Below are 13,109 nucleotides of genomic sequence, written 5' to 3'. Positions count from 1 at the left end.
TTACGCGAATGGTCCGGCGCTACGAGTCGGCCGGTTTGACTCTTGTCGCTTTCACAAGTCCATACGCCAGTCCCGGCGCGAGCCGGGCGGCACCGAGCAGCAGCCGGGGGACGACCGGCATGCCGAGCAGCTCGTGAAGCAGCCTCCCCCACTGCATCGGCCCGTAAAATTCCCGCCGGATGGACTGCTCGTATTCCCGCTGCCATCCGGCAAGCGAGATTTCCCCGCGCAAGCAGCGGTCGGCGAGCGGCGCGCACAATAAGGCGGAGCGCAGCGCCATCGACATCCCGTCGCCGCACAGCGGCGGGATCATCAGCGCGGCGTCGCCCACATGAGGCAGCGCCCCCCACGCCTGCGGCTTGCGGCGCAAATCGACCGGCGCGACGGCAGCCTGCGTACCGGGCACTGGCAACGCCCCGGCGAGCCGCCGCTTCAGCATCGCGTTCCGACGGCTCGCGGCGTCGATCCACCCCGCAATCGTCTTGTCGCTGTCTGCGAACGATGCCCGCTTCAGCAGCGCCGCCACGTTGACGAGCCCGCCTTCCACGGGAGATACGCCGACATAGCCTCCCTCGAAAAAGTAAAGCTCCACGACCGGCTCCATCTCGATTCCGCCCACATGCGTTTTCACGCCGACATACGCCAGGTCCGCCGAATGGTCGGGGCGTCCGCCTCCGGTATGCCCGGCGTGGCCGTTCGCACCCCATGCGGCGATAACCGCCCGGACACGGTACGTGCTGCGAACATCCCCTTGCTTCGTCTCGACCGTGTATCCGTCCTCGCTTGGGTTCACCGATGTGACCGCTGTCGCCGTCTGTACGTGCACGCCGGCGTCGATCGCCGCTCCGAGCAGCGCCGAATCAAGCAAATACCGGCTTATTCCCAGCGCCGTGCCGGGGAGCGGAATTTCGATCGCTTCCCCGCTGCCGATGACCAGCCGCGTACGCGGAAGCCGGCTCGGCCGCAGTGCTTCTACGCGTCCGTGCAGCCCCAGCTGCTGCAGCATGCGCTGCGATTCCGGCGATAGAAACTCGCCGCATACTTTGTGCCGCGGAAACGGCTTCCGTTCGAACAGCACGGTATCCCAGCCCCGGTCCGCCAGCGCCTTGGCCAAGCTGCTGCCGGCGATTCCCGCGCCGATAATCGCGACATCCCGGTCATGCTTCATTCCATTCCACTCCGATGCATGGTATGGAGCTCGCGCTTCCCGATGACGACCGCATAGCGGAACAACGGTCTCCAGGCGTAGAACAGCGCCGGGCAATCCAGCGCTTCCGCCAGACGCTTCCAGTCGTCGGCGCGAAACCCTTTGGCCACGGACAGCGGCCCGTCGTTTAATATATATTTGTTGCTTGAAATCAACCGCGTCGTTACCCACACCGCCGCCCATGGAATCCAGTGCCGGTGAATGTCGCTGATGACGACGCCGAGCCGGGACGCCCGCCGCATGCTGTCCACGACGCGCGGCAGCTCGCCCGCATCAAAGTGATGCGCGAATTGCGACGCGGTGACGATATCCGCGCAGCCTTCGGCCAGCTCGAACACATTGCTTCGCTGCACCCGCACCCGCGGCTCCTCCCGGAACAGTTGCCTCGCCTCTTCGCAAGCTTCCTCCGTCACGTCGGCGAGCGTGATCGTCAGGTCGATCCCGTTAGCATCCGCCCATTGCAGGATGCGGGCATTCACGTCGCCGGACCCCGCGCCGACGTCGAGGATGGAGAAGCGGCGCGGCTTGTCCGCCTCGATCCACAATCGCCGGATGCCGTACAGCGCGGGCGCAGACGCGCCGAAGAGCCGGTTCAGCCGCCGCAGATGCCGCAGTGCGGTGCGCAGCTCCGGCCCTCCCGTCGTAAAGTCGTCCATCAGCTCCTGCGCGGCGTCACGCTGCCCAAAGCTTCTAAACATAAGCCTCATCCCGGGCCTGCGCTTGCAAGGGAACAGACGGGACGTACTCGATCCCGACGAGCTCGCACGAAAGTCCCGGCCCGAAGGCCAGCGCCACCCCGCCGACCGGCCCCGAGCCGCGGCTTGCCAGCTCGCGCCTCATGTCCTCCAGCACGAATAATATGGTTGCGGAGGACATGTTGCCGTAGTCGCGCAGCACCGCGCGGCAGGCGCGCGTCTGCTCCTGCGTCAGTCCGAACAAGTCCTCCATCGTATCGATAATGCCTTTGCCCCCGGGGTGAATCGCCCACAGCTCCGGTTTCCCGCCGGCGACGAATGGCGCGAGCGGCTCGGCGATGAACTGGCCGATCAGCTTCGGAATGCCGGTGGACAAATATAGATCGAAGCCGTTATTGCCCACCTCCCACACCATCTCCTCGGCACCGCCCGGCAGCAGCGCGGAATACGGCCGGCTTAATTGAAACAGGCCGCGGCGCCCTTCGCCCGCCACGCCTACAACGCAGGCGGAAGCGCCGTCGCCGAAGAACGAAGCGCCGAATAAAGCTTCCCGCGTCGCGGAAGGCTGGATATGCAGCGTGCAAAGCTCCACGCAGACGATGAGCACGCAGCCGGAAGGATGGTCCGCGACGATCTGCTGCGCCAGGCCGACCGCCTTGAGTCCGGCGGCACATCCGAGGAACGTCAGCGGGATCCGATTGACCGTCACGGACAAGCCCAGCTCCCGAACCAGGGCCGCATCCATTCCCGGGAGAAATTGACCGGTGCAGCTCACCGTGATCAGATGCGTAATGTCGGACCGGTCGACCTGCCCGTCCGCCAATGCTTGTTTCGCCGCCTTCAGCCCGAGCGGCACCGATTCTCTTTTATATACAGCCATCCGTTCCGCCGTCGAAGGGACATCCTCCGCAGATCTCCCCGGGTAGTAGCGGCATCGATCGGCAGATTCCAGCAGATTCGGTTCGCAGGTATAGCGCGTGTCCACGCCGCACTGCTTGAATATTCGCTTGGACCATCGCGCGGAATCCGGATGATCCGCCAATCCTTCGGCTAAGCGCTTCGCGGTATCGGCTTGATCGAGACGATACGCCGGCACGGCTGTCCCTATTCCCAGAATCGCAACGATTGGACTCGACTCATTCATCTTCTCCATTCATCCTCTCTCGCCATCCGCTATCGGTCAAGACAAGCACCTTTGCTTTATCCATATGTATTCATAGGCTCGGCCGAATATGATGGAAACCGCGGCCGGCATAACACAAAGAGCAGCCCGCAACGTACCGGTGTACGCAGAGCTGCTCTTCGTTAGGCCATCCCTGGTTACCGTTCCACGCCCTCCGGCGCGGCCAGTTCGGCCAGCGGTTCCTTCGCCGGCCCTTCCAGCACATCTCCCTTGTATGAAAATCGCGAGCCGTGGCACGGACAATCCCATGTTCGTTCTCCGTCATTCCATTCGACCTCGCAGCCCATATGCGTGCACGTCGTATCTACGATATGCAGCGTCCCTTCCGGATCGCGGTAAGCGCCGGCTCGTTTGCCGTTCACTCTGACGACCGAGCCTTCATCTCTGTCCAGCTCTTCCGGCGTCTTGAAGATCATCTCCAGCTTGCCGGACACGAACTGATCCAACACGTCCGCATTTTGCACGATAAGCGTCTTGAGGCTCGGATCGGCATGGAACCGGGAAGGATGGAACAGCTCCTGGTACGGACTCTCTCCCCCAGCCACCAGCTTGTCGATCAGCAGCGCCGCTGCCGTGCCCGTCGTCATGCCCCACTTTTTGTACCCTGTCGCTACGAATACGTTCAGAGCATCCGAAGTAATGGGTCCGATATACGGGAGCTTGTCCAGCGTAACCAAGTCCTGAGCCGACCACCGGTAACGAATGTCCGTGATGCCCAGTTGCTCTTCGCCGAACTGCTGCAGCGCCTCATAATGCCGGAAGGTGCATAAGCCTTGTCCCGTCTTGTGGCTTTCTCCCCCAATGAGAAGCAGGGCCTCGCCGTTCACCGTCGCGGACCGGAGCGACCGCTTCGGCTCCTCCGCGCAAATATACATGCCGCCGGGCCATGCCTGCGCCGCCTTCGCTGCCAAAACGTACGAACGGCTCGCATGCAGTTTCGCAAAGTAAAACCCGCCGCCGTCCGCAAAAGGAAAGTGCGTGCTTAATACCACGAAATCGCAGGTGACGCGCTGCCCTTCTTGGGTGATGACCGTGGCCGGGCTTCCTTTTTCGAGATTCACGGCGGTCGAATGCTCATATACTTGGCATCCGTACTGCTCCGTCGCTTGCCGCAGCAAATGCGTCAAATACGGCACCGGGTTAAACCGGGCCTGCTGCTTCATGACGACGGCCGCTTTCGTCGGAAACGGCAGCGGCGTCCGGTCCGCATAGGCTCCTGGAATGCCCAGCGCCTCGTAAGCGGCGTATTCCGAGGCAATCTTCTTGACGTAATCGTCCGCATCCGTATAGACGTAGGCGTCTTCCTCCGTAAAATCACAGGCGATTCGCTGCTCGGCCACCGTCTTCTTTATAAACTGCAGCGCTTCATGATTCGCTTCATAGTACAGCCGAGCCTGTTCCTTTCCGAAATGCGAGATGAATTCGTCGTACACAAGATCATGCTGCGCCGTAATCTTGGCTGTGGTATGGCCCGTTGTGCCGGACAGCACGGTTCCCGCTTCGATCAGCGCAACGCGAAGCCCGCGTTGGGACAGCAGATACGCCGTCGTAATCCCCGAGATTCCGGCGCCGACGACAGCTGCATCCACACGGATATCGCGGGTCAGTTTAGGGAAACTCGGGATCGGAGAGGCCGCTAGCCATAATGATTCCGGAAACTGCGGAAGGGTGACGCGAGGGGACGGGTTTTCAGGCATGTAGGTTCCTTCTTCCATTTTTAAACCTAATATATCCGTTTCGAAATCGTTTATTCTAGCCGGATCGATCCATGCCTTCGGCGCCGGAATCGAGGCAATCGATGAATAATTATGCATCATTGGAAGAAAATAAAGCAAACAACGATGATTAGGAGGTTGATGCACGTGGACGTCACGCGCGAGATTATCGGGAGAATCGAACAAGTGGAGCAGACGACTTCGCAAATGGCGGACATTCTGGAGCATTTGGCAAGCGGAACGAACGAAATCGAATTCAGCGCCGCCGAAGTATCTGCCCTTTGGAATCAATATATGGGCGATAGTCTGTCGGTTTGCGTCTATACCCATTTCCTCCAAACGGCAGAAAAGGAAGAGGTTCGCTCCATATTGGAGACGGCGCTGCAGTTATCGCAGACGCATCTGGAGCAAATTACCCGTTTTTTCAAGCAAGCAGGCTTTCAGCTGCCTCTCGGCTTTCAGGAGAGCGATGTCCATTCGCATGCCCCCCGGCTGTTCTCCGATCATTTCATGGTCTTTTATTCCGAAATTATGACGACTCACGGACTGACGGCTTACAGCCTGGCCCTGACGACTTGCGAAGACGAACGACTGCGGAACTATTTCTTCGATTGCTCGGTGCAGGCGAAGCGGCTGCTCGATCAAATCATAGCCTACGAACAGTCCAACAACCTGTATTCCACCCCCTCGTCGATTGCTTCTCCCGCAAAGGTCGAGTTTGTCCAGAAAAAAGGGCTGCTGTCCGGCCTAATCGGGAAACCGGAGCCGCTGAACGCGACGGAGATCGGCAATCTTTTTTTCAATACGAAAAAAAATGCGCTGAACAAAGCGTTGTTTCACGCCTTCGGCCAGGTCGCGGGGCATGAAGACGTACGCGAATATATGCTCGACGGCGTTCAGCGGGCCGGCAAGGATATCGACAGCTTCGTCGCTATTTTGGAAGAAGAGCAGTTGACCACGCCGAGAATGTGGGAATCGGATGTGACGGAATCCACCGTAAGCCCGTTCTCTGACAAGCTGATGATGTACCACATGGCTTTTTTGACGAGTACCGCCTTGACGTTTTACGCGACGGGTCTTGCTTCGTCCATGCGTCCGGACGTCATTATGAATTACAACCACATATTCGAGAATATTCATACCGGGTACAGAAAAATATATATGATCATGACCAAGCACAACTGGATGGAAAAACAGCCCGGAGCCAGCGACCGCTCCTCGCTTACGCAGTGAAGTTTACGCCGATTCCTCCTGCTTGTTGCGCCATAAAATATGCCGGACGGACAACACCAAACCCGTCAGCATGACCAGCGTAACGACGCGCGACCAAATCAGGAACATGCCTGTCGATATCGAATAGACCAAGATGACATGCACGATGCCGTCCGTGACAAACAGGCTGCCGAACACCGTTGTGGCCTGCGCAAGCTTACGACGGACCGCGGGCTTGTCGAATCGTCCGGGATCACCCGCTTGAAGCAAGCGGAACAACACAAGCGCCAGCGGCTTGCCGGCGGCGACGGATGCCAGCGCGGCGATTCCGATCAGGCAGGCGACCACCGGGTGATACAGCTTCAGCGGCAGCGACTCCCCGCCCGTCCAGGCCGAGATAAGGCATGCCCCGCCAAAGCCGGCTGCGCCGAGCAAGCCGATCCAGTCGATTCGGCGGACGCCGATCATGCGCGCGACAACCCAGAGCGCGGGAACGGCTCCGGACAAAGCAAGCGCGGCGGTGTCGCTTGCCACGATGCCGCGAAGCGCAGTATACAACACGATCGGGAGCAGCCAGTTCACGATCAAGCTCGGAATGATCCTTTTCAACGTTTGCCGGGAATGCTGTTTCATTTGTGCTTTATCCATCAGTTGGGTTCACCCTTCTCCTGTTTATTTCCTGCTGTCCTGCGAGAGTTCTCGCTCGGCATAGTAACGCGCGACTGCATCGAAGGATTGCTTCGGCTCCCACCTCATGTCGGGGAAGCGCACTCCCCGCCCGTCCGCTAAGCTTTTGACCAGAGCGTAGCTTGCCATGTCCAGATCGTGCAGAGGTTCCCTGTCGTGAACCATCGTCGGAGCGGCGAACGTGAAGACGAATGCGCCCTCCACCCCCGCAGCATCGAGCACGGTCAACTGCTCAACCAGCTCTTTGGCTTGCAGCACCTCATCCCTTATATATTCGGCATTAAGACGCTTACGGGCCGGACTCGTCCGATCCACGATCATCCACCCTCTGCCTCCGGCATCTTCCGCGCCCTGGTACGTACAGCAGCCGAACTCGGTGACGATCACGGGCTTCTGCCACCGCGCGTACGACGTAAGCTTGCTCGCGTAGGAATCATGATTGCGGATATCCCTGTAATGATCGAGGCCTATATAATCCAGCAGACTCCAATCCACCGTCTCGAGCGGCGCCGAGGCGTACGTGATTTCTCCCCGGAACCGTTCCCGGACCTCCCGGATTGCTTTCGTCAGAAAAGCTTGCAGCCGCATGTTATGTTCGCCCGTTCGAATGCTTTCCATAAAGCCGGGACTGCTCACCCGATCGAAGATCGTGTCGCCCTCGAATATCCCTTGCATAAACAGCGTCAGCTCGCAGCCGAGTATGAACACCAGCCCGGAATACCGCCTGCGCAGCTCTTCAGCCCTATTCGCGCATTGTACGGTATAACGAAGCGTCTCGTCTTCCTCTTGATCGTGAAGATGCGGCGACAACCATACTTCAAGCCCCTGGTTCAGCGCGATTTCAGCCGCCGCCATCAACCGGTCGGGATCGGTCCCCGAGATCCGGACGGCATTGCACTTCAGATCATGTTTAATTATCGCCAGCTCGCGGCGAACAACCTCAATTTCGAACACAGGCCGCGACCTAAAGCCGCTCGTTTCAATGCCTACGTCATAGTTGACCCCTCTACGTTTCATGAGTGGCTCTCTCCTCTCGTCTTGGGCAGCGTAATATTGTTATTCCTCAAATACGCAAGAACGGCTTCCCGCATAAAAGTTTGCGTCGCTTCCCTCAAATCGGCGGCATCCGCCGGCCAGCTGTTCTCGTTGACCAGGAGAGCGGACATGTCCTGGAGCATCGATAAGTCTCCCTTGGTCATCTGCATGGTCAGTTTCCACCACATCTCGGCCAGTTGCTGGCCCTCCGCCCCCTCCGGCTGTTCCTTCCGCCGGTACAAGGCGATCAGCTTCGCCGTAAGAGCCTGCAGATCTTGATTGAATTCGGCCGCCTCCTGCTCGTTAAACCGCTCAATGAGGTATTCCGTCTGTTCCTTGGACATGTTCCGGGTCAAAAAGAAGTACGGATTGTCCGTGCGGGATGCTTTCGTGATGAGCAGAAGCCGTTCGATGCTGATGTCGCTGCCGGTTTCAACTTCCCCGATCAGTTGGTCCATTTCGTTAACCGTCTGCTGAATGCGGGCGATCTGCTCGACCAATATCGATCGCTGCTGCTTGAACACCCGGGACAGCTCCGCCGCCGAATCCGCCGGAAGCAGCTTCTCGCCGATCTCCTCCAGGGAGAAGCCCAGCGATTTGAGAAACAAGATCTGCTGCAGCCGAAGGATGTCCCGCTTGCCGTACATGCGCCGCCCGCCCTCGCTGTATCCGCTCGGGACCAGCAGTCCGCAGGCGTCGTAATATTGCAGCGTGCGAATCGTCACGCCGCCCTTTCGTGCAAGCTCCCCTACCGTGAAGAACGGTTCACGTGCTTCCCTGCTCATTGTCCTCACCTCTTCGTTTTTATTGTAGTATGTGACGTAACGTCACGAGCAAATTCTTTTTTCACCGGCTCCATCAAAAAAAGGACACCCCCGTCTGTACAAACGGATGATGTCCACATGCTGGCCGCTTAATGGCGGATGATCTTATCGTCTTGCGTTTTCTTATACTGTTTATTCGCCCTCGCGGAGAAATACAAGTAAAGGAAGATCATCACCGGGATGAAGATCCAGAACAAGCCCCGAACGAGCACAAACGGCGTCTCGAAAAGGAACGCTCTCCAGAAAGCGGCGCCCGTTAAACTCCACAGGCCCGGCGTGTAATACAGCGATTTCGGATCGAGCAGCACGCCCGGATCGATCGCGTCCGTCGAGACCAGCACCGCGAAGAGGGGAACGAAGCAGCAGGCGAGCGTCGCCCACATGTCCGACAGCCGCTTGTAACGGCCGGCTCTGGAATCGACGTCGGAGAAGATCTCTTCGCCTCCCACTTTACCCGACTTCTTGAAATATTGATGACCCGAGCTTTTCGTTCCGGCGATATGATCCCACCCGCTGTCCTCGAATAAGGCGCGGTAATCTTCGAAATCATCCTGCCGCTTGAACGTGCGGTAATCGATCCTGATCTCGGCGTCCTCTGGCTCAGCAGGCTCGAATTCATAGCCGAACGACGTCTTTTTTACGAATCGGCTGCCTTGCTTGGCCATCGCTTTCAGCCATGCTTCCTCTTCGTCGAAGTTAGTAAAAAACTTGTATTTTTTCATGCCGGGTTCCTCCCTTATCCATTCAATCGTCCTGCGGTCACGGCAATCATATGCTTCATCCGTTCGAGGTCCTGTCGCAATACATCGAGGCCTTTGTCGGTAACGGCATACACCTTGCGCCTGCTGTCCTCGCTAGCTACAGGCTGGATGAGCTTTTGCTTCAGCAAATTCTCGATCGCGCCGTACAGCGTACCCGCCGCCATACGAACTTGCCCGCCGCTCAGCTCCTCCACCTTCTGCATAATCAGATAGCCGTGCGCCGGCTCGACCAAAGCCAGCAAAATGTAATAAACGGTTTCGGTCAACGGCAAAAGTTTGTCACGTTCCATGCTTCTCCTCCTGAATATCATATATCGCCGAACTATATATCGTTGTACTGTATAGTTATACTATATACAACTTCACTGTATATTGCAATACAAAAAAACGGCACATCGGCCCATTGGGCTTGTACCGTTATCCATTTGGCTTACTGTCCGCCTCTCCTTCTCTTCGCGCTTTCGTTACGTTACGTTACGTTATGTTACGGCGCTTCCCTTTCTAACAATCCTTTTTCCAGGCATGTCGAAATAGACAATTTTTTGACGCCGGTGCTGAATGTAATTTCTACGATATCTCCGTCGGTTTGAACGATTTGGCCTCGTCCCATCACCCGGTGTCGTATCAGTTCTCCCGGCATTAATTGAGTCCTGTCTTTCATTGCATTCGGGTTGTATGGAATGGGCGGAGCAGCCTTGCTTGCGATCGCTGCCGTCTCCGGCCTCGGCGCAGCTTCAGGCGGATTCACGATCGCACGGACCGCCTCCGCGAATTGCGATGCTGCGACCTCTTCCCCATCCTTTTTTCTGTAGGAAATCAGCTCCAGATGCGTTTTCGCCCTTGTCATGCCGACATAGAACAGGCGAGCGGCTTCTTCCAGCAGCGATGGATCGTTGACTTCATTCGAGGAGGGAACGACCCCTTCGATTAAGTCGATCATGTACACCCGCTCAAATTCCAGTCCCTTCGAGCTGTGGAATGTCGAGAATGTAACCGCATTTTGCCCTTTCCTCGATTTTGCCTTTTTCAGAAGAGCCTCCAGGTACTTCAGCCGGCTCGCAAAAGCCTCCATCGTATCCAGCGAGCCTGCGATTTCTTCCAGCGTGTTCAGTATGCCGAGCAAATACTCCTTACGGAATCCCAGCCGCTCGCACATCTTTTCAAGCGACTTCTCGTAGCCCAGACGTTCGCGAATGACCCGGATGGCTTGCAGCGGCGGCATCCCCTTCATCTCCCGGAAGGTCTCTTTGGCCGACGTCAGCGACTTAACCTGATACTCCTGCAGCGGCACATGATTCAGTAAATTATCAAACACGGACTCGTTGTTGCTGATCTCCTTCAATGCGGCCATCTGCTGCTTGCTTATGTAGCCGTTGAACTTCAAATGAATCTTCTCTATAATGTCAACGCGCTTGTCGGTAAACGTCATCCGCATAAAATTTAAAATATCTTCAACGACCCAATGCGAGAAAAACCGATTGTCCGCATCCTTCATGTAAAAAGGAATCCCCGCTCGATCAAATTCGTTCATTAACGCCACCGAGGAAGCGTTATTGCGATACAGCACCGCCACTTCGGCCAGATTGTCCATCTGCTGGATTTCCTGCACCAAATATTTGGCTTGGAAGACATGATCTGCAAAGCTCTTCATCTTGATAGGCTTATGCGGCGGATTATCGGTGAACATGTTCTTGTCATACCGGCTCTTATTGCGCTTGATGAATTGATTGGCGGCGCTCACGATGTCCAGGGACGAGCGATAATTATGCTCCATGAACAGGATCGCTGCGTCGGGGTACACTTCCTTGAAGTTCAGAAGATACGACGGCTCGGCTCCCCGCCAGCCATAGATGCTTTGATCATCGTCGGCCACTACGCAAAGATTGCCGTGCGTCCGAACCAGCTTCTCGATAATAGCATGCTGCACCATCGAAGTATCTTGGCTTTCATCGGTCAGGACATAATCGTACCGCTTCTGATATGCCCGAAGCAGGTCTTGATCGCTCTCCAACGCCTGCTCCGCGATCACCAGCAAATCGTCGAAATCAACGAGCAGCTTCGAATATCCCGACCTTTTAAACGCTTCGTATTCCTGCACAATACGCACGGCTTCAGGAACGCTCGTCCGAACCAGCGACCACTTTTCCGGAGGAATCATCTTATTCTTAATCAAGCTGATATAGGTCGTTAACTCTTCCAGCTGGTCATCGGTCATATTGTCACCGACCACCGTTTTGAATAACGTGCGCAAGATCACCTTCTTATGCAGCGGCAGATGCTCCGAGCCGAATGTTCCCTGCTCTTTCAGCTCCACATCTCCCTCAATGATTTGGAAGGCCGTTCCCTTTTTTCGAAAATAATCACGCACGACTTCAAAAGCAAAGCCATGAATTGTCGAGAAATCCGCTGGCGGAAGACCGGGAAAAAACCGTTTATATCGTTCCTTCATGTCACTTGCGGAAGCGCGGCTGAACGTGACCGCCTTGATCCTTCTCGGATCGGTCTGCTTCTCCTCGATCAAATAGCCCATCTTCATCATGATCGTCGTCGTTTTCCCCGAACCGGGCGATGCCAATAATAGCAGCGGCCCTTGCGTCTGGAGAACGGCTTGTAACTGAACCTCATTTAGAGTAATGTCATTGTCTATCTTTTGGCGAACAAAAAAATCTTCCTTCGTATGCAAGCGAACTACCCTCTCATCCGGTCATTCAAACGATAAGTTCATTATAGCATGATCCTCCTATCAGAAGACTGGCAACTCCTGTGCATTAGCTTCGGCTTTGGCTTCGGCTAGGCAGGAAGATCGGGAGGCAATGAAGTGATTGTATACCACGCTATACGGCAAAAAAGACTGGATCGAGGATCGTATGGAACGATGATCCTTCTTCCAGTCTTTGGTCTTTATGACGCTTTTGTGAGTTAAATGTCTGTAAACCCTTTGGCATAAATTGAGCTGTTGGGTCTCATGTAAGTTTTACTGGCGGAGCCGACGGGATTCGAACCCGCGGTCTCCTGCGTGACAGGCAGGCATGTTAGGCCTCTACACCACGGCTCCACACATAGTAAAATTGGTTGCGGGGGCAGGATTTGAACCTGCGGCCTTCGGGTTATGAGCCCGACGAGCTACCGGGCTGCTCCACCCCGCGATAGTTATGGTGAACGCTGACGGGATCGAACCGCCGACCCTTACCCTGTCAAGGTAATGCTCTCCCAGCTGAGCTAAGCGTTCATATATGACCCGTAGGGGATTCGAACCCCTGTTACCTCCGTGAAAGGGAGGTGTCTTAACCCCTTGACCAACGGGCCTCATGCCATTAGGAACGTTATGATCAACGTAACGGTCTAATGATTTTTACAATAAGATTCCACTTATGTGGGATTTTTTTCGCTTGGCGACGTTCTACTCTCCCAGGACCCTGCGGTCCAAGTACCATCGACGCTGGAAGGCTTAACGTTCGTGTTCGGGATGGGTACGCGTGGTTCCCTTCCGCCATCATCACCAAACAATGTTTTGCATCAGCAAAACGGGTTGCGAAAGCATAAGCTCTCGTCAAGGCTTGCGCCCTGAAAACTGGATCGAAACGGGCTCCGATTTATCTTTTCTCGTTCCGTTGTGCTTCGCACAAAGGTTACTTCCAAAAGATAAATCTTCGCTGCAACAAAAGTCAAATGCTGAATAGCTTTTTGGATAAGCCCTCGACCGATTAGTATTCGTCAGCTCCACACGTTACCGCGCTTCCACCCCGAACCTATCTACCTCGTCGTCTACAAGGGGTCTTACATACTGGGA

Annotated in this window: 11 protein-coding genes, 4 tRNA genes and 2 rRNA genes; 1 reads left to right on the top strand and 16 read right to left on the bottom strand. The window is 56.2% G+C overall.

Annotated elements, in window-relative coordinates:
* Positions 1-19: 19 nt before the first annotated feature.
* From KXG62_RS20410 to KXG62_RS20395, 4 genes are all read right to left on the bottom strand, one after another.
* The gene (locus KXG62_RS20410; protein WP_218093858.1) at positions 20-1,168 is read right to left on the bottom strand and encodes an NAD(P)/FAD-dependent oxidoreductase; all 1,149 of its coding nucleotides are present in this window, start codon (positions 1,166-1,168) and stop codon (positions 20-22) included.
* Positions 1,165-1,905: a methyltransferase domain-containing protein gene (locus KXG62_RS20405; protein WP_218093857.1), complete on the bottom strand. Its 741-nt coding sequence runs from the start codon at positions 1,903-1,905 to the stop codon at positions 1,165-1,167. The genes KXG62_RS20410 and KXG62_RS20405 overlap by 4 nt, the downstream gene beginning before the upstream one ends.
* Positions 1,898-3,046: a type III polyketide synthase gene (locus KXG62_RS20400; protein WP_218093856.1), complete on the bottom strand. Its 1,149-nt coding sequence runs from the start codon at positions 3,044-3,046 to the stop codon at positions 1,898-1,900. The genes KXG62_RS20405 and KXG62_RS20400 overlap by 8 nt, the downstream gene beginning before the upstream one ends.
* Before the next feature lie 176 nt (positions 3,047-3,222).
* Positions 3,223-4,782, bottom strand: coding sequence for an FAD-dependent oxidoreductase (locus KXG62_RS20395; protein WP_218093855.1), 1,560 nt, complete (start codon positions 4,780-4,782; stop codon positions 3,223-3,225).
* 165 nt (positions 4,783-4,947) lie between these two features.
* On the opposite strand from KXG62_RS20395, the gene KXG62_RS20390 reads away from it, so the two are divergent.
* Positions 4,948-6,033 (top strand): DUF3231 family protein, encoded by a 1,086-nt coding sequence (locus tag KXG62_RS20390; protein ID WP_246627550.1) that lies wholly within the window; start codon positions 4,948-4,950, stop codon positions 6,031-6,033.
* Between the two features lie 3 nt (positions 6,034-6,036).
* Here KXG62_RS20390 and KXG62_RS20385 read toward each other — a convergent pair whose 3' ends face one another.
* From KXG62_RS20385 to KXG62_RS20330, 12 genes are all read right to left on the bottom strand, one after another.
* Positions 6,037-6,660, bottom strand: a complete 624-nt coding sequence (locus KXG62_RS20385) for a VC0807 family protein (protein WP_218093854.1) — start codon at positions 6,658-6,660, stop codon at positions 6,037-6,039.
* A 24-nt stretch (positions 6,661-6,684) separates the two neighbouring features.
* Positions 6,685-7,716 carry a glycoside hydrolase family 113 protein gene (locus tag KXG62_RS20380; protein ID WP_218093853.1) on the bottom strand — a complete coding sequence of 344 codons (1,032 nt, stop codon included), beginning with the start codon at positions 7,714-7,716 and terminating at the stop codon, positions 6,685-6,687.
* A complete protein-coding gene (locus KXG62_RS20375) occupies positions 7,713-8,519 on the bottom strand; it encodes a MerR family transcriptional regulator (RefSeq protein ID WP_218093852.1) in 807 nt (268 codons plus the stop codon). The genes KXG62_RS20380 and KXG62_RS20375 overlap by 4 nt, the downstream gene beginning before the upstream one ends.
* A 128-nt stretch (positions 8,520-8,647) precedes the next feature.
* Positions 8,648-9,280: a DUF2812 domain-containing protein gene (locus KXG62_RS20370; protein WP_218093851.1), complete on the bottom strand. Its 633-nt coding sequence runs from the start codon at positions 9,278-9,280 to the stop codon at positions 8,648-8,650.
* A gap of 14 nt (positions 9,281-9,294) precedes the next feature.
* Entirely contained in the window at positions 9,295-9,609 is a 315-nt protein-coding gene (locus KXG62_RS20365; protein ID WP_218093850.1) for a PadR family transcriptional regulator, read from the bottom strand.
* A 194-nt stretch (positions 9,610-9,803) separates the two neighbouring features.
* A complete protein-coding gene (locus tag KXG62_RS20360; RefSeq protein WP_218093849.1) occupies positions 9,804-12,002 on the bottom strand; it encodes an ATP-dependent helicase in 2,199 nt (732 codons plus the stop codon).
* Between the two features lie 295 nt (positions 12,003-12,297).
* Positions 12,298-12,374: transfer RNA gene (locus KXG62_RS20355), tRNA-Asp, on the bottom strand.
* 14 nt (positions 12,375-12,388) lie between these two features.
* Positions 12,389-12,465, bottom strand: a tRNA-Met gene (locus KXG62_RS20350).
* Positions 12,466-12,472: 7 nt separating this feature from the next.
* Positions 12,473-12,548 (bottom strand) — tRNA-Val (locus KXG62_RS20345).
* Between the two features lie 5 nt (positions 12,549-12,553).
* Positions 12,554-12,625 (bottom strand) — tRNA-Glu (locus KXG62_RS20340).
* Positions 12,626-12,706: 81 nt separating this feature from the next.
* Positions 12,707-12,823 (bottom strand): 5S ribosomal RNA (gene rrf / locus KXG62_RS20335).
* Positions 12,824-13,003: 180 nt separating this feature from the next.
* Positions 13,004-13,109 (bottom strand): 23S ribosomal RNA (locus KXG62_RS20330); the annotation flags it as partial.

Origin of the sequence: Paenibacillus solanacearum, assembly GCF_910593845.1 — a bacterium.
Lineage (GTDB): Bacteria > Bacillota > Bacilli > Paenibacillales > NBRC-103111 > Paenibacillus_G > Paenibacillus_G solanacearum.
The sequence above is the reverse complement of the archived record's forward strand: the minus strand, read 5'-3'. Positions and strand labels throughout refer to the sequence as shown.

Coding starts and splice junctions, on each gene's coding strand:
- KXG62_RS20410 (WP_218093858.1), bottom strand. CDS start 1,168: ATGAAGCATGACCGGGATGTCGCGATTATCGGCGCGGGAATCGCCGGC.
- KXG62_RS20405 (WP_218093857.1), bottom strand. CDS start 1,905: ATGTTTAGAAGCTTTGGGCAGCGTGACGCCGCGCAGGAGCTGATGGAC.
- KXG62_RS20400 (WP_218093856.1), bottom strand. CDS start 3,046: ATGAATGAGTCGAGTCCAATCGTTGCGATTCTGGGAATAGGGACAGCC.
- KXG62_RS20395 (WP_218093855.1), bottom strand. CDS start 4,782: ATGCCTGAAAACCCGTCCCCTCGCGTCACCCTTCCGCAGTTTCCGGAA.
- KXG62_RS20385 (WP_218093854.1), bottom strand. CDS start 6,660: ATGGATAAAGCACAAATGAAACAGCATTCCCGGCAAACGTTGAAAAGG.
- KXG62_RS20380 (WP_218093853.1), bottom strand. CDS start 7,716: ATGAAACGTAGAGGGGTCAACTATGACGTAGGCATTGAAACGAGCGGC.
- KXG62_RS20375 (WP_218093852.1), bottom strand. CDS start 8,519: ATGAGCAGGGAAGCACGTGAACCGTTCTTCACGGTAGGGGAGCTTGCA.
- KXG62_RS20370 (WP_218093851.1), bottom strand. CDS start 9,280: ATGAAAAAATACAAGTTTTTTACTAACTTCGACGAAGAGGAAGCATGG.
- KXG62_RS20365 (WP_218093850.1), bottom strand. CDS start 9,609: ATGGAACGTGACAAACTTTTGCCGTTGACCGAAACCGTTTATTACATT.